This window comes from Sphingomonas sp., assembly GCF_003248515.1.
Taxonomy (GTDB): Bacteria; Pseudomonadota; Alphaproteobacteria; order Sphingomonadales; family Sphingomonadaceae; genus Sphingomonas_I.
The window spans coordinates 65,906-83,917 of sequence record NZ_QFOB01000015.1; the positions used below are offsets into that span (position 1 = coordinate 65,906).

Below are 18,012 nucleotides of genomic sequence, written 5' to 3' on the forward strand. Positions count from 1 at the left end.
CTCAGCGGAGACGAACCGCATTCGGGGCGCTTCCCCACGGCGGGGAAGCTGATAGAACATCGTCATGGCGGGCGGGATATCTTGGCGGGAAACGCCGATCGAGGAGACGCAGGAAGCACAGCCCGCATTGCCTTTGGGCGATAGCGAATGGCTGGGTGAGGCGGCGCAGGAGCCGGAGCGGCCCCGCCGCTGGAAGGAAGCGACGCTCATCGGCGCGATGCTGCTGGTGGCGGTGGCCTGGATCGCGGTGCTCACGATGCTGGTCGTCAGCACATTCCCGCCGGGCCGGCTGGATTTCACGCGCGCGGCCGCCTGGATCGGGGTCGGCTCCGGCCCGCTCACGCTGCTGGGCCTGCTGGCGCTCATCATGCTGCGCACCGGCCGGGCCGAGGCGACGCGCTATGCCCGCACGGCGCGAGAGCTTCGCATGGAATCGCTGCGGCTCGCCGAATTGCTCACGCTCGTCGATCGCCGCATCGTCAGCGCGCGCCAGGGTCTGGCCAAGCATGGCGCGGAGCTTGCCCAGATGGGCGAGGAAACGAGCGAACGGCTCGCGCGGGCGGGCGAGGCCCTGCGTGGCGACATGACGCTGGTGGCCGATGTCGCCGCCAGGCTGGACGATGCCACGGCCACGGCGCGCACTGATCTGGGCGTGCTGATGGCCGATCTGCCGACGCTGGAGTCGCGCGCCGGCGCGCTGGGCGAGCGGCTGCGCTTCATCGGTCAGGATGTGGAGGAAAAGGGGCAGGCGCTCGCTTCGGCTCTGGCAGGGATCGAGACGCAGGCGCGCACGGCCGATCAATCGAGCGTCGCCGCCGCACGCCGGCTCGCGATCGAACTGGAGCGGATCGAGGGCAGCGCGGCCGCCGCCGATCGCCGGATCGTGGAGGCGGCGGGGAAGCTGGGCGAGGCGGCCGACGGCGCGCTCGTCAATGCGGCCGGCGCGCTGGATCAGGTGCGTCGCGGCGTGGCCGAACAGGGCAATGCCTTGTCCGCGCTCGTGGGCCAGGCGCGCGACATGCTGGGTCGTTCGGGCGATGAGGCGGCGCGTCTGCTGGCGCTGCGGCTCGATCAGCTGAGCGGCCGGATCGAGGAAACCAGCCTGCGCATCGGCCAGCATGAGGCGGCGGCGCGCGGCCTGCTGGGCCAGCTCGATCAGGCGCTGGGCAGCGTCGAGGGCCGCTTCGAGCGGCTGGGCGATACCGGGGCGGAACGCGTCGCGGATCTGGCGGAGACGCTGGCGGTGCTGGCCGATCATGGCGATCAGATCGGCCGGGTGCTGGGCCGCAGCGGCGAGACGGCCGAAGCCGCGCTCAACAATGTCATGACGCTGCGCCAGCAGGCGGCCGGCGCGCAGGCGATGCTGGATGCCGATCTGCCCGAGACGATCGCGCGCCTGCGCGCGCAGGCGGATGATGCGATCGCTCTGCTGCAAGCGGCGGGGCCGGGCGCGGGCGATCTGGTCCGCCATGCCGAGGAGCTTCTGGGCAAGCTGGCCGAGAGCGGCGCGCTGATCGAGCTTGGCACCGAGCGGATCGATCGTTTCGCGACGCAGGCCGACGAGAAGGTCGCCGTCGTGCGGGAGCATATGGCCGCGCTCGGCGCGATCGGGGATGATCGGCTCGCGCGCTTTGCCACGCAGGCGGACGGGACGCTGGAGGCGGTGCGCGCGCAGATCGCCGCGTTCGAGGGGCTCGTCTCGCGCACGGATCAGGACATCGCCGGCCTCGCCGAAGGTGCCTCCGTGAAACTGGTGGATGCGCTGCTGCGCGTGCGCGAAACCGCCGCGCAGGCTGCCGCCCATGCGCGCGAAACCCTGGCCGGTGCCGTCCCCGCCGCCGCCGAACAACTCGCCACCGCCAGCGCGGAGGCGATGGCGAAGGCGCTGGACGGAGTCGGCCAGGCCGAGATCGGCAAGGTCGAGGCGGCCGCCGCGCATGCGGCCGAGGCCGCCGCCGCCTCGTCCGAGCGGCTCACGCGCCAGCTCGTGACGCTCACCGAAACGACGCGCGCAGTGGAAGCGCGCATTGCCGAGCATGAGGCCGCCGCCTCGGCCACCGACGAGCAGAGCTTTGCCCGGCAGGTGAGCCTGCTGATCGAGGCGCTGAATTCCACTGCGATCGATGTCGCCAAGATCTTCTCGAACGAGCCGACAGACGCCGAATGGGCCGCCTATCTGAAGGGCGATCGCGGTGTCTTCACCCGCCGCGCCGTGCGTCTGATCGAGAATGGCGACGCGAAGGTGATCGCCGTTCGCTACAATGAGGATGCCGAATTCCGCGGGCAGGTGAACCGCTATGTCCACGATTTCGAGGCGATGCTGCGCCGCGTGCTCGCCGTGCGCGAAGGCGCGGCGATGGGCGTGACGCTTCTCTCGTCGGATATGGGCAAGCTCTACGTGGCTCTCGCCCAGGCGATCGAGCGACTGCGACGATAATATCGGGGCGGGAACGCCCCTAATTCAGTTCAAATATCTTCTGCGATACCGCGATCTGTCCAGATCCCAGATGTCTGCTGCCCGTCTGGCGCCAGCCGGATTATGACTCCGTAGGGCTGTCCATTGCTGAAGTTTCCGTAGAGACGCGTGTTATCGGGTAATGTCTTCAACCCCAATCCGTTGGGGTGATTGTTGGCGAAGGCACCCACAAAACTGGATCCGTCCCGCCAGCGTAACTCGCCAAGCCCGGAGAAGAGACCGTCTTCGACATCGCCCATATAAGAATCGGGCTCTTCACACGTCTTGAAAGCTGGAGATTCACTGGAGCAAGTCTTGCTCGCATTGAAGCTGTAGACGCCGACACCCTCCATGACGGGAACTCCACCCTTCAATATCATTACACCCGAAAAAATGTCACCCTGTTCGGCGGTGGGAGGCAGAAAGCGAAGCACACCGGAAAGCCGTTGTTCGGCATCCGGCTGTGTTCCCATAAAGAGGAGCGCGTTACTGATCTGGCGAGGAGCATAGCCCGCCGGCCGGACAGGTTGCAGAACACGGTTGGCCGCCGTTCGGCCATCGCTCGCCGCTGTCTGCGCCATTAAGGCCCGTGCGCGCGCCCTTTCGACGACAGCTTGCGTTTCTGACAGCAATGCCGCGTCGGCGGCTGACAACGGGATCGGTTCGCGAGGCGGAAGAGGGAGATTGAAGCGAGCGAAATCTGCCTCGCCGGCGCACGCTTCGTTGCGGATCCCGTTCGATCGGATATTTGGCTGGCCAGCGAGCACGGCCCATTTGGCGATCACCTGATCGTTCGACAGAATTCCGATGTTGCTGCCCTTCAGCGTTTCGTCCAGCTTGGCACATGCGGCGCGGAACGAGGGCACATCGGCAGATTCCAGATCGGGATATGCCGCAGCCATGCCGGTCTTGATCAATGCATCCAGTCTCTTCTCGGCGATGATCCGACCCAGCACGCGTTCCCGCACTTCAGGGCCAAAAGACGTGATGCCTGTATCAAACATATTGGGTTTGCCGTTCGGTGTTATCCGATCAACCAATATGCTCGATTTGCGCAAGATGCCGATAATGACCAGTCCATCCATTTCGGTAGCCGGACCAAGCGAATAAGTGATGCGGGCAGCCTGATAGGCTCCCTCTCCGCCGCCGATCCCGATCACGCGGGCGAGATCGATGCTTTTGGCACTCGCTGATACGATCGCATCTTCCAGCCTGGTGAGTTGATCGAAAACCGGCGCAGCAACGCTTTGCGCAAGCGGCGTATACCCCGCCGCGGTGGAGATGGTGGTTGCGCCCTTGGCCAAGTCGACGATCTTTGACGACGCCTTTTTCTGATAATGATAGTCGATATTCATCTGGATAGACACGTTCTGTCCCTGCGGGAACAGATATCCGTATATTCCAGCGACTTCGGCGCTGCCGCCGCGCTGGACGAAACCCTTGCGCTCATCGGTATTGAAACTGGCGAGATCAAGAACGGTCAGGGGTAGCGGTTTTCCGTTGTCTCTACGAAGCGAGAATGTCGCAATTACGGACCCGGACTTTTGCTTGCCGAACAGAAATGTCTTCAGTTGGCGGGCAACATTTTTTTTCTCGGTGCCTTCTAGACCCTCAAGAGCGCGCATTTTGGGTGGAACAGCCATCACGTAGAGGGCGTAGTAGTCATCCGAACCACCGACGGCGAAGCAGGTATCGAAGCGCTCCTCGCCGCTCCGTGGCGGTGCAGCGCCGACGAGCGTGACCGTGGGCTTGCAGGTTTCCAGCACGGCGGGAAGTTTCTGAGCAGCGGGTTGCGTCTGGATTTGCGACCACGCGCGCGTTCCGATTCCGGCCGCCGCCAGAAGTGCCCAAGCGGCCGCCGGTCTTCGCAGTCCTCCCATCATCTTGCTCCCCAATTCCCCGAGGGGGAATTGGGGAGCAAGATGAAACAGGAGTCAATGCGGCATCAATTGCTCGAGCACAGATGATTCATGTTACCGGAGACACCTCCCGGAGAAATCCGGGAGGTATTCCGATCAGTTCTTGGTCTTGTCGACCAGCTTGTTCTTGGCGATCCACGGCATCATCGCGCGCAGCTCGCTGCCGACCTTCTCGATCTGGTGGGCTTCGGCCAGCTTGCGGGCGGCCTTCAGCTCCGGCTGGCCGGCGCGGTTGTCGAGCACGAAGCGGCTGACGAAGCGGCCGGTCTGGATGTCCGCCAGGACGCGCTTCATCTCGGCCTTCGTCTCGGGCGTGATGATGCGCGGGCCGGTGTGGATGTCGCCATATTCGGCGGTGTTCGAGATCGAATAGCGCATGTTGGCGATGCCGCCCTCATACAGCAGATCCACGATCAGCTTGGTCTCGTGGAGGCACTCGAAATAGGCCATTTCCGGTGCGTAGCCGGCTTCCACCAGCGTCTCGAAGCCCGCCTGGATAAGGTGGGTGATGCCGCCGCAGAGAACGGCCTGCTCGCCGAACAGATCGGTTTCGCACTCTTCCTTGAAGGTCGTCTCGATCACGCCCGAACGGCCGCCACCGATCGCGGAGGCATAGGAGAGCGCCACGTCATGCGCGTTGCCCGAGGCATCCTGGTGGATCGCGATCAGGCAGGGCACGCCGCCACCGCGCTGATATTCGGAACGCACCGTGTGGCCGGGACCCTTCGGCGCGATCATGAACACATCGATGTCCTTGGGCGGCTCGATCAGGCCGAAATGCACGTTCAGGCCGTGCGCGAAGGCGATTGCGGCGCCGGGCTTCAGATTGCCCTTGAGATCGGCTTCCCAGATCGCGGCCTGATGCTCGTCCGGTGCCAGGATCATCACGATATCAGCCCAGGCTGCGGCTTCCTTGCCGGTCATCACCTTGAAGCCGGCGGCTTCGGCCTTGGCGGCGCTGGCCGATCCGGGGCGCAGCGCGATCGCCACTTCCGGCACACCCGAATCCTTGAGGTTCTGGGCGTGGGCGTGGCCCTGGCTGCCATAGCCCACGATCGCGACCTTCTTGGTCTTGATCAGGCCGATATCGGCATCGCTATCGTAATAAACGCGCATTGGAAGGATCCCTTTCGATCAGGATCGTCATGCCGAACTCGTTTCAGCATCCATGCGGGTCATCGGCCTCTTGGCGGGGCATCCGGACCGCATGGACCCTGAAACGAGTTCAGGGAGACGGGGTGGTTGAAGAATGACGGTGGTTGGTAGGTCGGTATTCTCGGCTTCTCAAATCGCGTCCCGGCCTCGCGCGATGGCGGCGATCCCGGTTCGGGCGACCTCGACGAGGCCGACCTCCCGCATCAACTCCAGAAATTTATCGATCTTGTCGGTTCCGCCCGTCACTTCGAACACGAAGGACGAGATGGTCGCATCCACGACGCGGGCACGATACACTTCGGCCAGGCGCAGCGCCTCGATCCGGTGATCGCCCGATCCCGCCACCTTCACCAGCGCAAGTTCCCGCTCCACATGGGGGCCAAGCGCGGTGAGATCGGTCACCTTGATGACGGAGGGCAGCCGATCCAGCTGGGCGATGATCTGTTCGATCGTCGTGGGTGCGCCCTTGGTGACCACGGTGATGCGGCTGATCGCCTCATCCTCGGTCACATCGGCCACCGTCAGGCTCTCGATATTGTAGCCGCGCCCGGCGAACAGGCCCGCGATGCGCGCGAGGATGCCGGGCTCGTTGGCGACGGTGACGGAGAGCGTGTGGCGCTCGGCGGTTTCGGAGCGGATGTGCATTCTGTTCCTTCTCCCCTCCCGCTTGCGGGAGGGGCCGGGGTGGGTTCCCGGCCTCGATCAAGCGTTGCGAATGATGGCGGGTGGATCGCCCACCCCCGGCCCCTCCCGCAAGCGGAAGGGGAGGTAAGATTACACCAGGGCCTTGGCCTCGTCGTCCATCGTGCCCGATACCTCGTTGGCCTGGAGGATCATCTCGGTATGGGCGGCGCCCGACGGGATCATCGGCAGGCAATTGGCGAGCTTGGCGACGCGACAATCGACGACGACCGGCCCCGGATAGGCGAGCATTTCGGCGATGCCATCGTCCAGCGCCGCCGGATCCTCGATCCGCATGCCTTTCCAGCCATAGGCTTCGGCCAGCTTCACGAAATCGGGGAGGCTATCGGAATAGCTGTGCGAATGGCGGCCCTGATAGGTGAGATCCTGCCACTGGCGGACCATGCCCATATATTCGTTGTTCAGGATGAAGATCTTGACCGGCAGGTTATATTGCGTTGCCGTGCCCAGCTCCTGGATGTTCATCTGGATCGAGGCTTCGCCGGCAATGTCGATCACCAGCGCATCCGGATTGGCGATCTGCGCGCCGATCGCCGCCGGAAGCCCATAGCCCATCGTGCCGAGTCCGCCCGAGGTGAGCCACTTGTTGGGATCCTCGAAGTGAAAATGCTGGGCGGCCCACATCTGATGCTGGCCGACCTCGGTGGTGATGATCGGATTGCGATCCCTGGTCGCCTCCCACAGGCGGCGGATCGCTTCCTGCGGCATGATTTCCGTGGTGGACGCCGGATAATCCAGGCTCTTGATCGCGCGCCAGCCATCGATCCTGCCATACCAGTTGGCCAGATCCTGCGCGGCATGGCCACGCTGCTTCCACAGCGCGATCATCGCCTCCATCGCGCGGCCGACATCGGCGACGATGCCCAGATCGACGCGAACGATCTTGTTGATGGAGGAGCGATCGATATCGACATGGATCTTGCGCGCATGCGGCGCGAACGCATCCAGCCGGCCCGTCACGCGATCGTCGAAGCGGGCGCCGAAGCTGATGATGAGATCGGCCTGGTTCATCGCCCAGTTCGCCTCATAGGTGCCGTGCATGCCCAGCATGCCCAGCCATTGCGGCGAGGATGCGGGGAAGGCGCCGAGGCCCATCAGCGTGGACGTGACGGGCACGCCCGTCAGCGCCGCCAGTTCGCGCAGCGCCTCGCTCGCGGCCGGACCCGAGTTGATGATGCCGCCGCCCGTATAGAAAACGGGGCGCTCGGCGGCCGCCAGCATCTCCACCGCCGTCTCGACCGATGTGGGATCGGGCTCGGTCTGGGGGCGGTAGCCCGGATGCGTGCGCAGCGGCTTGGATTTCGCCTGCGCGACCTGCACGTCCTTCGGCAGATCGATCAGCACCGGGCCGGGGCGGCCAGAGGTGGCGATGTGGAAAGCCTCGCGGATCGTGCCTTCCAGCTCGGCCGGGTCCTTCACCAGATAATTATGCTTGGTGCAGTGGCGCGTGATGCCGACCGTATCGCATTCCTGGAAGGCGTCCGATCCGATCAGCGGGGTGCCGACCTGGCCCGTGATGATGACCATCGGGATCGAGTCCATCAGCGCATCGGCGATGCCGGTGACAGCATTGGTGGCGCCCGGCCCGGACGTGACGAGCACGACGCCGGGCTTGCCGGTGGAGCGGGCATAGCCCTCCGCCGCGTGGGCGGCGCCCCCTTCCTGGCGGACGAGGATGTGCTGGATCTTCGTCTGCTTGAAGATCGCGTCATAGATCGGAAGGACGGCGCCGCCCGGATAGCCGAACACCACCTCGACGCCGAGCTCCGTCAGCGTCTCGATCAATATGTCCGCGCCACTGCGCTCGCTCGTCATGGCCTGTCCGAATCCGTCGTGAAGATGAGGTGCAGCCCCTAGAGCGCGTGCATTGCGCTGTCAAACCCTTTTGAGCAACAAAATTACCTCATATACGACAATATGAGAAATCTTCGTGCGCAATTTGGGCGCTGGGCACAATAAAAAAGCCGCCTCCCGAAGGAGGCGGCTTCCGAAGCGTTTTGCCGGTTGCCCGTTCAGCGTGCGGCGGACGGATCCGGGCGGCGGCGCTGCGCGCGCAGCGTAGCGCCGATCGCGCCGAAGCCCAGCACCATCAGCACCCAGGTTTCCGCCTCCGGCACCGCCGAAACGGAGAAGGCGGCCGGCACCAGCGTCTGGATCGATCCGGCGAACGTGCCGAGATGAACCTCGCCATTGCCGTTGAACATGCTGGAGACGACCGTGCCGTTCAACTGGCTGTTATTCTTCACGGTCGCGCCTGTGGCGAGGATCGAGCCGTTCCAGGAATTGAACTGCATGTTGCCGGTGCCGGTGAAGTTCCAGATCACGTTCTGGTTGTCGGCATTCAGAGCGCCGGCCGGGTTGGCGCCCATCGTCAGATTGTCGCCCGAGACGTTCACGACCAGAATCTGCCCGGCCGAGAGCGTCGGCAGGAACAGCGTGCCGCTGGCGAGCTTCGTACCGTCGATATTGGCGACGAGCAGGTTCGAGCTGGCACTGGTGGTGAAGTTCAGATTGTTCTGGTCGGAATAGTTGAAGGTCGTGTTGGCGGTGTAGCTCGCCAGGATCTGCGACAGCGTGGTCAGCTGGGAGAGCAGGGTCTGGGTCTGGCCGGCGATCGAGCTTTTCAGGCCCGATACGTTGGCGTTGCCCGTGCCGGTATTGTTCAGGCCGCTGATTGTGCCGCCGGCATTCAGCGTGCCGGTGGTGCCATCGAAATAGGTGCCGCTGGAATTGCCGCCGACATTGGCGACGACGCTGGATACGCCGATGCCGTTCTTGATGTGGATGCCGCCGCTCGCATTGCCGCCCACGGTGAGCGTGGCGACGCTGGCATTGGCGGCATAGCCCTGATGATTGGCGTCGGCGCCGACCCCGACATTGCCGCTCAGCGCAAAATTGCCGCCAACCCAGGCCTTGCCCTCGATTTCGGACGTCGATGTCGCATTGCCGAAGACGATCAGGTTCAATTCCTGCATCTTCTGCGCACCGGCCACGGCCGCGGCATATTGGTCCGACGTGAACGTTGCCGCCGCCGCAGGCATGGCACCGATCAGTGCGGAAGCGCACGCGATGGCGGCGAGGGTGGCACGAACACGCATAATCAGGAACTCCATCCGGCAGATCTGCCCAAGTGTTTACGTATTGTTAGATAGCCGGCATGCCGCAGTGCGGCAACGGGTTGCCCGGCCACGTTACAGTTGCTTGCAATTGGTGATCCGCCCTTTCCGGGCCGGCTGTAGGGGAAAGCCGTTAAAAGACCGTCACGATGCCGGCGCCGCGCCCGGATCCGGGGCGAGCCGCTGGTTGCGAAACCAGGTTCGCTGGCGTTTCGCATAATTGCGCGTCTGCTGGCGGATGATCTCCACTGTTTCCCCGAGGGACGCCTCGCCCGCAATATGGGCGAGGATCGGCCGCACGCCGATGGCGCGCATGATCGGCAGATCGGGATCGAGGCCGCGCGCGGCGAGGGCAGCCACCTCCTCGATCGCGCCCTCCGCGATCATCGCCGTCACCCGCGCGTCGCAGCGGGCATAGAGTTGTTCCACGGGAGGATCGACGATCCGTATCTCCGGGCTGATCGTATCGCCGATGCCGCCCTCCCGATCGGCCCGCCAGGCGAGGATAGAGCGTCCCGTGCCGCGTATCACCTCCAGCGCGCGCTGGTTGCGTGTCGTATCGGCGGGGTTGAGCGGCGCGGCTGCCGTCGGATCCTCTCGCAGCAGCGCGGCATGTGCGGTCGCAGCGTCCATCGCGCGCACCTCGGCGCGTACAACCGGATCCACCTCGGGAATGGGCGCGATTCCGTCCAGCAGGGTCCGCAGATAGAGGCCGGTGCCGCCGACGAGGATGGGCAGGCGGCCTTCCCGCAGCACCGCCTCGATCGTGGCGCGCGCGTCCGTCGCCCAGTCCGCCGCCGAGCAGGCCGTGCTACCGTCGCGCGTGCCATAGAGGCGGTGCGGCACGCGCGCTTCGTCGCTGGGGGAGGGGCGGGCTGTGAGGATGCGCAGATCGCGATAGACCTGGCTGGCATCGGCATTGATGATCGTGCCCTGCTCACGTTCGGCCAGCGTCATCGCGAGCGCGGACTTGCCGCTCGCAGTCGGCCCTGCGATGAGCGCCACCCGCGGACGACCGGAAGGATCAGACTTGCTCATTGCCACGCTGATAGCATCGGAACCGGGCCTGGGAGCCCGCGAAATCGCGACGGCGCGGGATGCCGTGGCCGGCGTGGGCGGCGTGGCTGGCGAGCTGGTCTGGCTGGAGCAGGGCGTTGCGGCCGATCTGCCGCTGGGGCGGATCGATGCGGTGGCGGGCCGCGCCGCGCTGGAAGGCCTGCTGCCGGGCATCGACGTGATCGTGCAGCCGGCAGCGGGGCGCGCCAAGCGGCTGCTGGTGGCGGACATGGATTCCACCATGATCACGATCGAATGCATCGACGAGCTGGCCGATTATGCAGGCATCAAGGCCGAGATCGCCGAGGTGACCGAGCGCGCGATGCGGGGCGAGCTGGATTTCGAATCCGCGCTGGATGCGCGTGTCGCATTGCTGGCGGGGTTGGGCGCGGACATGATCGATCGCTGCCATGAAGAAAGGGTGCGCCTGATGCCGGGCGCGCAGGCGCTGATCCGCACGATGCGCGCGAACGGCGCGCGCTGCGTGCTCGTTTCGGGCGGCTTCACGGTGTTCGCGGATCGGGTGGCGACGGCGATCGGCTTCGATCGGGCGCTGTCCAATGTGCTGGAAGTGGCGGACGGCAAGCTTGTCGGGCGGGTGTCCCGTCCGATCGTGGATGCCGATACGAAGCGGCGCACCTTGCTGGCGGAAGCCGAAGCGCTTGGGCTGGGCATGAGCGAGACGCTGGCGGTGGGGGACGGCGCCAACGATATTCCGATGATTCAGGCGGCCGGGCTGGGCGTGGCCTATCATGCCAAGCCGAAGACGCAGGCGGCCGCAGGCGCGCGGATCGAATATGGCGATCTCACCGCCCTGTTGTGGGCACAGGGCTACAGGCGGGAAAGCTGGATCGCGGCCTGAAGGCGGGTGGCGGGGCCGGCCCTAAAGCCGACGGTGCTTTCCGCCGTAGCGGCGCCCGATATAGTCCGACAGGCTCGAAAGGATCGTCGCGGCCTCGGTCGCTTCCTTGTCGCAGCACGGAAGCGGATCCGTATCATGATGCGCCGCGCGCGCCTGCACCTTCTCGGTCAGTTCCTCGATATCGGCGCGCGACAATATATTGCGCTCGCGCAGCAGGCAGATCAGGCTTTGCAGGATCACGATGCTCTTGTCGGCGGTGTCCTGCGCGGAATCGGTGACCAGCGTCATTTTTCCTCTCCATTTTCAGGTGAGGGTATCCCAGTCGCGCAGGACCGCAAGAGTTAGTTCAATCCACCTCCCAGCGTGCGATACAGCGTCACCAGATTGGTGGCGCGTGTCAGCCGCGTCGACGTGAGATCCAGGTTCGCCGAATAGGAGGTGCGCTGCGAATCCAGCGATGTCAGGAACGAATCCACGCCGGCGCGATAGCGCGCATCGGCCAGCTTCGCCGCCACGCCCGCCGCCTCAGCCCGCCGTTCGCGCGCGCCCACCTGCTCGTCGATCGTGCCGCGCTGCGCCAGCGCATCGGCCACTTCGCGGAAGGCCGTCTGCAGCGTCTTCTCATAGGTCGCCACCGCCACGTCCCGGCTCGCCTTGGCGTAGCGGAGATTATTCTGGTTGCGGGCGAAATCGAAGATCGGGAGCACGGCCGAAGGCGCCACCGTCCATGCCTTGGTGCCGCTCTCGAACAGGCCCGAAAGCGCGGTGCTGATCGTGCCGAGCTGCGCCGTGAGCGAGATTTTCGGGAAGAAGGCCGCGCGCGCCGCACCGATATTGGCGTTTTCGGCCTTCAGCTGATGCTCTGCCTGCAACACGTCCGGCCGGCGCTGGAGAATATCCGAGCTCAGCCCCGCCGGCAGATCGGCGATGGTGAAGGCATGCGTGCCCAGTTCGTGCGGCAGCAGCTCGACGGGCACGGTCGTGCCGGCGAGCAGATTGAGCGCATTCTGATCCTGCGCGATCTGGGCGACAAGCGCGGCGGCGTCATTCCTGGCGCCTTCATAATTGGTTTCGGCCTGTCGCGATTCCAGCTCGGAGGCGACCCCGATGCGGAATTGTTCGCGCGTAAGCTTCAGCGATTCCTCGAAGCTGGCCAGCGTCTGGCGCGTCACCGCCAGACGCTCCTGATCGGCGGCGAGCGTGAGATAGGCGGTCGCGATCTCACCGATCAGCGAGATGCGCGTCGAGCGCTGCCCTTCCTCGCTGGCGAGATACTGTTCCAGCGCCGCCTTGGTGAGATTGCGGACGCGGCCGAACAGATCGATCTCGAACGCCGAAAGCCCGACATTGGCCTGATAGATCTTGATCGTGCTGTCGCTGGTGACGGACGTGCCGGCGCCCGTGCCGACCCCGCCGGTTCCTGTTCCCGTTCCCGTTCCCGTCCCCGCGCCGCCGAGGGCGAACGGGCTGTTGGTGAAGGTGGCGGATCCGGTGCCGTTCACGGTGGGCAGCAGATCGGCACGCTGCACGCGATATTGCGCGCGGGCCTGCAACACATTGGCCACCGCGATCCGCAGATCGCGATTATTCTCCAGCCCCATGGCGATCACGCGGCGGAGATTTTCGTCGAGGAAGAAATCGCGCCAGGCGATCGTGGTGGGATCGACCGCGCCGGCCGTGGCGGCCGGATAGGCGCCGCCCTGCGGCAGCGCGGTCGGCACGGCGCCGGCGGGGCGCACATGCTTTGGCGCCATGTCGCAGCCGGCGAGCGCCAGCAGCGGCAGCAGCAGGGCGAGGGAGCGGTTGCGCATCATGCTCATCCCTCCTGCCCGGCAAGCTGGGCGTGGTCGCCCGGCCGGTCATCCTTGTCGGCCCGCTGGAAGATCCGCGCGACGACGACGAAGAACATCGGCACGAAGAAGATTGCGAGGCAGGTGGCAGAGAACATGCCGCCCACCACTGCCCGGCCGATCGCATTCTGGCCGCCCGCGCCCGCCCCGGTCGCAATGGCGAGCGGGAAGACGCCGAAGATGAAGGCGAGGCTGGTCATCAAAATCGGACGAAGCCGCAGCTTTGCCGCCGCGATCGCCGCCTCGAAGGGCGTCATCCCTTCCTCCTGCATCTTTTCCTCTGCGAATTCGACGATCAGGATCGCATTCTTGGCCGAGACGCCGATCGTGGTGATGAGGCCCACCTGCAGATAGATGTCGTTGTTGAGGCCGGTCAGCCACGCCGCGAACAGCGCGCCGACCACGCCGAGCGGCACGACCAGCATCACGGCGATCGGCACCGACCAGCTTTCATAGAGCGCCGCCAGGCACAGGAAGACCACGATCAGCGACAGTGCGTAGAGCGAGGGCGCCTGGCCGCCGGAGAGCTGCTCCTCATAGGAGAGGCCGGTCCATTCCAGCGCCGTTCCGGGCGGCAGCTTGGCCTGCATCTCCTCCATCGCCCGCAGCGCCGTGCCGGAGCTTCCACCGGGCGCCGGCGTGCCGAGCAATTCCATCGAGGGCTGCCCATTATAACGGGTGAGTGCCACCGGAGCGTTGGACCAGCTTAGCGACGAGAAGGCCGAATAGGGTGCCATCTGTCCGTTCGTGCCGCGCACGTAGAAGCTGGCGAGATCCTCGGGCTTCATACGATAGGGCTCATCGGCCTGCACATAGACGCGCTTCACGCGGCCGCGATCGATGAAGTCGTTGATGTAGCTGCCACCCCACGCTGTCGAGATCGTGCTGTTCACGTCGGCAAGCGAAAGGCCGAGCGCGGCCGCCTTGTCCTGATCGATATCGATCTTGAGCTGCGGCGCATCGTCCAGATCGTTGGGGCGCACGCCCGCCACGCGCGGATCGGTGGAGGCCATGCCGAGCAGCTGGTTGCGTGCGGCCAGCAGCCTTTGGTGCCCGATGCCGGCCTGATCGACGAGCTGGAGATCGAAGCCGGTCGCATTGCCCAGTTCCTGCACCGAAGGCGGGATCAGGGCGAAGATCAGGCCGTCATGCCATTGCGCGAAGCTGCCCATCGCGCGGCCCACGATGGCCTGCGCGCGATTCTTCGCGCCCTTGCGCTCTTCCCAGTTCTTCAGAGGGATGAAGATGATGCCGGCATTTTGGCCCTGACCGGAGAAGGAGAAGCCGCTGATCGTATAGACGCCCTGAATGGCCTCGCCTTCATTCTTCAGGAAATAGTCGCGCGCATGGGCGAGCGCCGCATCGGTGCGCGATTTGGTGGCACCGGCAGGGAGCTGCGCGAGCGCGATCGCCACGCCCTGATCCTCGTCGGGCAGGAAGCCGGTGGGCAGGCGGGTGAAGAGGAACACCATGCCCAGCACGATCGTGGCGTAGATGATGAGCGAGCGGCCCCAGCGTGTCGCCGTGGAGCGTACGCCCTTTTCATACTTCTCCTGGCCGCGATCGAAATAGTGATTGAAGCCCCGGAAGAAGCGGGCGAGCAGCCCGTTGCCTTCGGTCTTGCCCGGATCGTGCGGCTTCAGGATCAGCGCGCACAGCGCGGGCGTGAGGATCAGCGCGACCATCACGGAGAGTGCCATCGCCGAGACGATCGTGATCGAGAACTGGCGATAGATCACGCCGGTCGATCCGCCGAAGAAAGCCATCGGCAGGAACACGGCGGACAGGACGAGCGCGATACCGACGAGCGCGCTGGTGATCTCGTCCATTGATTTGCGCGCGGCATCCTTTGGCGAGAGATGCTCTGTCTGGATCAGGCGCTCGACATTCTCGACGACCACGATCGCATCGTCCACGAGCAGGCCGATCGCCAGCACCATGCCGAACAGCGTGAGCACGTTGATGGAATAGCCGGCCACCTGGAGCACCGCGAAAGTGCCGAGCAGCACAACAGGAACGGCGATCGTCGGGATCAGCGTCGCCCGCCAGTTCTGCAGGAACAGGAACATGACGAGGAAGACGAGCACGACCGCCTCGACCAGCGTCTCCACCACCTGCTTGATCGACAGGCGCACGAACGGCGTCGTGTCATAGGGATAGATGACATGCACGTCGGACGGGAATTGCTTGGCGATCTCGTTCACGCGCTGCTTGACCAGATCCACCGTCTGCAACGCATTGGCGCCGGCGGCGGGTTTGATCGCGATGCCGGAGGCCGGCATGCCATTCCACCTGCCCTCGAAGCCGAAGGTCTCGGCACCGATGTGCACACGGGCCACGTCGCGGATCCGTACCACCGATCCGTCCGCATTGGTCTTCAGGCGGACCGCGCCGAACTCATCGGCCGTCTGCAGCCGCGACGTGACGGTCACGGTCGCGTTCAGCATCTGCGTGGCCGGGGCGGGGGCCTGGCCGAGCTGGCCGGCCGAAACCTGCGCGTTCTGCGCCTTCACCGCCGCCGAAACGTCGGTCATCGTCAGGCCATAGGTCTGCAGCTTGAGCGGATCGACCCAGATGCGCATCGCATATTGGCTGCCGAAGACCTGCGTGTCGCCCACGCCATTGATGCGGCTGATCGGATCCTGAAGCTTGGAGACGACGAAATCGCTCAGATCGTCGCTGTCGTGCAGCTTCGGATTGTCCGAATAGAGGCCCACGAAGATCAGGAAGTTCTGCGTCGCCTTCACGACGCGGATGCCCTGCTGCTGCACTTCCTGCGGCAGGAGCGGGGTGGCCGCCTGCAGCTTGTTCTGCACCTGCACCTGCGCGATATCCGCATTGGTGCCCTGCTCGAACGTCAGCGTGATCGTGACCGTGCCGGCCGAACTGGAGTTGGACGAGAAGTAGCGAAGATTGTCGATGCCCTTCAGCTGCTGCTCGATGATCTGGGTCGTCGTATTCTCCAGCGTCTGCGCATCGGCACCCGGATAGGTCGCGTTGATCGCGATCGTGGGCGGCGCGATGGCCGGATATTGCGAGATCGGCAGCTGCGTTATCGCGATCGCGCCGAGCAGCATCAGCACGATCGCGATGACGAGCGCGAAGATCGGCCGGTTGATGAAGAAGCGTGACATGGGGGCGTTCGCTTACTTTGCGGGCGCGGGCTGGCCGCCGGCGGGGGCCGCTCCGGCTTCTGCCGGCTTGCCGGTATAGGGGACGGGTTTCACGGGCACGCCGGGGCGAAGCATCATCGCGCCCTCTACGATCACCTTGTCGCCCGGTTTCAGGCCGTCGCTCACGATCCAGTTGTCGCCCGCCGTGCGGGACGTCACGATCTGGCGCATCTCCACCTTATTGTCCGCTCCGACCGTCAATACGGTCGGGTTGCCTTTCTCGTCGCGGCTCACAGCGCGCTGCGGCACGAGCAGCACCTTGGTCTGCGTGCCCTGCACGATCTCCGCGCGGACATACATGCCCGGCAGAAGCAGGCGCTGGGGATTGGCGAAGGTGGCGCGGATCGTCTGCGATCCCGTCGCGGGATCGACGGTGACGTCGGCGAATTGCAGCTTGCCCTCGATCGGATAGGTGGTGCCGTCCTCCAGCTTCAGGCGCACACGTGCCGTCGTGCCCCCGCCGGCCACGGCACCCTGCAGGATCTGCTGGCGCAGCCTGAGGAGATCGGCCGAGGATTGGGTGAGATCGACATAGACCGTGTCGATCCGCTGGATCGTGGTCAGTGCGTCCGTCTGGCCCGAGGTGACGAGTGCGCCCGGCGTAAAGGTGGATCGGCCGATGCGGCCGGAGATCGGCGCGGCGATGCGCGTGCGGCGCACGTCTATCTCGGCCGTCTGCAGCGCGGCACGCTGCGCGCCGACATCGGCGCGGGCCTGCGCGGCGCTGGTCTGCGCATTCTCATAATCCTGCCGGGCGACCGCATTGATTTTCACAAGCTCGCCATAGCGGCGTGCGAGCGCGTCGCTGGAGGCGATCGCGGCTTGCGCACGGGCCAGCGCCGCGCGGGCATTGGCGGCCTGCGCGCGATAGGGCGAGGCATCGATCTGATAGAGCGGCTGGCCGGCGCGCACTTCCTCACCCTCGCGGAACAGGCGCGATTCGATCAGGCCGCTCACCTGGGGGCGAACCTCGGACGTTTCATAGGCGGCGATGCGCCCGGGAAGCTCCGACGTCAGCGTGGCGCTGTCCGTCGAGAGGGTGACCACCCCCACCTCGGGCGTCGGCGGCGGGGGAGCTTCCTGTTTCGCACACGCGCCAAGCGCGAGGAGCAGGACGAGGCTGGCGCTGCGAAGCTGCATGAAAAATTCCGGTTGATCCGCGAAGAGCAAAATGTGAATTTACATTCACAATATCGCGAGCTAGCCGAAATGCTGCGCTGCGGTCAAGCGGTCTTTAAGGACGATCATCTCGTTGGAAAGTTCCCACCCCTCCTGTCGATTTCTGAAATCGCCACGCCTGGCGGCGCGGCGGAAACAGGTGGCGGATGCGGCGCGGCACCTGTTCACGGCCTGCGGTTTCCAGAATACGCGGATGGCGCAGATTTCCGCTGCCGCCGGGATCAAGGTGGGCCAGATCTATCGCGATTTCGATAGCAAGGAGGCGATCGTCGCCGAAATCGTCGCGGCGGACATTGCGGAATTTCTCAACGAAGAGACGCTGGAAAGGGCGATCGAGAGCAGGGATCCGGTCGCCCTCCGGCACTGGATCACCAATTTCATCTGCGATAGCGATCCCGATGAGGGGCGGCTGCTGGCGCAGATCATCGTCGAGGCGACTCGCAACGAGCCCACATTTCCCAAGTAAGGCGCTGATTTCGCTGTCCTGACCATTATATTTCCTATATAAAACATGGTGTTGAAGGCTGCGAGGGGCGCGTTTCATG

The 18,012-nt window shown here is 65.0% G+C and carries 13 protein-coding genes; 3 read left to right on the top strand and 10 right to left on the bottom strand.

Translation table 11 applies throughout. The features are described 5' to 3' along the window. Positions 1 to 64: 64 nt before the first annotated feature. Complete coding sequence (locus DI605_RS18845) at positions 65 to 2,437, top strand: hypothetical protein (protein WP_293976882.1); 2,373 nt, start codon at positions 65 to 67, stop codon at positions 2,435 to 2,437. Positions 2,438 to 2,466: 29 nt separating this feature from the next. On the opposite strand, the gene DI605_RS18850 is transcribed toward DI605_RS18845, so the two are convergent. The 6 genes from DI605_RS18850 to miaA form a co-directional block, all read right to left on the bottom strand. Beyond that, on the bottom strand, positions 2,467 to 4,338 hold the full coding sequence (locus DI605_RS18850) for a hypothetical protein (RefSeq protein ID WP_293976884.1): 1,872 nt from the start codon (positions 4,336 to 4,338) through the stop codon (positions 2,467 to 2,469). A gap of 132 nt (positions 4,339 to 4,470) precedes the next feature. Continuing rightward, positions 4,471 to 5,490 carry a ketol-acid reductoisomerase gene (gene ilvC / locus DI605_RS18855; protein ID WP_293976886.1) on the bottom strand — a complete coding sequence of 340 codons (1,020 nt, stop codon included), beginning with the start codon at positions 5,488 to 5,490 and terminating at the stop codon, positions 4,471 to 4,473. A gap of 168 nt (positions 5,491 to 5,658) precedes the next feature. Further along, a complete protein-coding gene (gene ilvN / locus DI605_RS18860; protein WP_293976888.1) occupies positions 5,659 to 6,174 on the bottom strand; it encodes an acetolactate synthase small subunit in 516 nt (171 codons plus the stop codon). 129 nt (positions 6,175 to 6,303) lie between these two features. Further along, positions 6,304 to 8,046 (bottom strand): biosynthetic-type acetolactate synthase large subunit, encoded by a 1,743-nt coding sequence (gene ilvB, locus DI605_RS18865; RefSeq protein WP_293976890.1) that lies wholly within the window; start codon positions 8,044 to 8,046, stop codon positions 6,304 to 6,306. Positions 8,047 to 8,243: 197 nt separating this feature from the next. Continuing rightward, the gene (locus DI605_RS18870; RefSeq protein WP_293976892.1) at positions 8,244 to 9,329 is read right to left on the bottom strand and encodes a collagen-binding domain-containing protein; all 1,086 of its coding nucleotides are present in this window, start codon (positions 9,327 to 9,329) and stop codon (positions 8,244 to 8,246) included. A gap of 162 nt (positions 9,330 to 9,491) precedes the next feature. Then, entirely contained in the window at positions 9,492 to 10,385 is an 894-nt protein-coding gene (miaA, locus tag DI605_RS18875; protein ID WP_293976894.1) for a tRNA (adenosine(37)-N6)-dimethylallyltransferase MiaA, read from the bottom strand. On the opposite strand from miaA, the gene serB reads away from it, so the two are divergent. Beyond that, positions 10,378 to 11,265, top strand: coding sequence for a phosphoserine phosphatase SerB (gene serB, locus DI605_RS18880; protein ID WP_293976896.1), 888 nt, complete (start codon positions 10,378 to 10,380; stop codon positions 11,263 to 11,265). The genes miaA and serB overlap by 8 nt on opposite strands. Before the next feature lie 21 nt (positions 11,266 to 11,286). Here the strand turns inward: serB and DI605_RS18885 are convergent, their stop codons facing one another. From DI605_RS18885 to DI605_RS18900, 4 genes are read right to left on the bottom strand one after another with little or no spacing between them, the layout of a single operon-like run. Beyond that, positions 11,287 to 11,553, bottom strand: a complete 267-nt coding sequence (locus tag DI605_RS18885) for a hypothetical protein (protein WP_293976898.1) — start codon at positions 11,551 to 11,553, stop codon at positions 11,287 to 11,289. 53 nt (positions 11,554 to 11,606) lie between these two features. Then, entirely contained in the window at positions 11,607 to 13,079 is a 1,473-nt protein-coding gene (locus DI605_RS18890) for an efflux transporter outer membrane subunit (RefSeq protein ID WP_293976899.1), read from the bottom strand. A gap of 2 nt (positions 13,080 to 13,081) precedes the next feature. Further along, positions 13,082 to 16,249 carry an efflux RND transporter permease subunit gene (locus DI605_RS18895; RefSeq protein ID WP_293976901.1) on the bottom strand — a complete coding sequence of 1,056 codons (3,168 nt, stop codon included), beginning with the start codon at positions 16,247 to 16,249 and terminating at the stop codon, positions 13,082 to 13,084. A gap of 12 nt (positions 16,250 to 16,261) precedes the next feature. Beyond that, a complete protein-coding gene (locus DI605_RS18900) occupies positions 16,262 to 17,428 on the bottom strand; it encodes an efflux RND transporter periplasmic adaptor subunit (RefSeq protein WP_293976903.1) in 1,167 nt (388 codons plus the stop codon). A gap of 178 nt (positions 17,429 to 17,606) precedes the next feature. Between DI605_RS18900 and DI605_RS18905 the strand changes: the two genes are divergently transcribed. Further along, positions 17,607 to 17,933 carry a TetR/AcrR family transcriptional regulator gene (locus DI605_RS18905; RefSeq protein ID WP_293976905.1) on the top strand — a complete coding sequence of 109 codons (327 nt, stop codon included), beginning with the start codon at positions 17,607 to 17,609 and terminating at the stop codon, positions 17,931 to 17,933. Positions 17,934 to 18,012: the final 79 nt, after the last annotated feature.

What these genes read in the sequence shown, in the direction of transcription:
- DI605_RS18845 (WP_293976882.1), top strand. Translation starts at nt 65, where the DNA reads ATGGCGGGCGGGATATCTTGGCGGGAAACGCCGATCGAGGAGACGCAG.
- ilvB (WP_293976890.1), bottom strand. Translation starts at nt 8,046, where the DNA reads ATGACGAGCGAGCGCAGTGGCGCGGACATATTGATCGAGACGCTGACG.
- ilvN (WP_293976888.1), bottom strand. Translation starts at nt 6,174, where the DNA reads ATGCACATCCGCTCCGAAACCGCCGAGCGCCACACGCTCTCCGTCACC.
- DI605_RS18870 (WP_293976892.1), bottom strand. Translation starts at nt 9,329, where the DNA reads ATGCGTGTTCGTGCCACCCTCGCCGCCATCGCGTGCGCTTCCGCACTG.
- DI605_RS18885 (WP_293976898.1), bottom strand. Translation starts at nt 11,553, where the DNA reads ATGACGCTGGTCACCGATTCCGCGCAGGACACCGCCGACAAGAGCATC.
- ilvC (WP_293976886.1), bottom strand. Translation starts at nt 5,490, where the DNA reads ATGCGCGTTTATTACGATAGCGATGCCGATATCGGCCTGATCAAGACC.
- DI605_RS18890 (WP_293976899.1), bottom strand. Translation starts at nt 13,079, where the DNA reads ATGATGCGCAACCGCTCCCTCGCCCTGCTGCTGCCGCTGCTGGCGCTC.
- DI605_RS18850 (WP_293976884.1), bottom strand. Translation starts at nt 4,338, where the DNA reads ATGATGGGAGGACTGCGAAGACCGGCGGCCGCTTGGGCACTTCTGGCG.
- miaA (WP_293976894.1), bottom strand. Translation starts at nt 10,385, where the DNA reads ATGAGCAAGTCTGATCCTTCCGGTCGTCCGCGGGTGGCGCTCATCGCA.
- DI605_RS18900 (WP_293976903.1), bottom strand. Translation starts at nt 17,428, where the DNA reads ATGCAGCTTCGCAGCGCCAGCCTCGTCCTGCTCCTCGCGCTTGGCGCG.
- DI605_RS18895 (WP_293976901.1), bottom strand. Translation starts at nt 16,249, where the DNA reads ATGTCACGCTTCTTCATCAACCGGCCGATCTTCGCGCTCGTCATCGCG.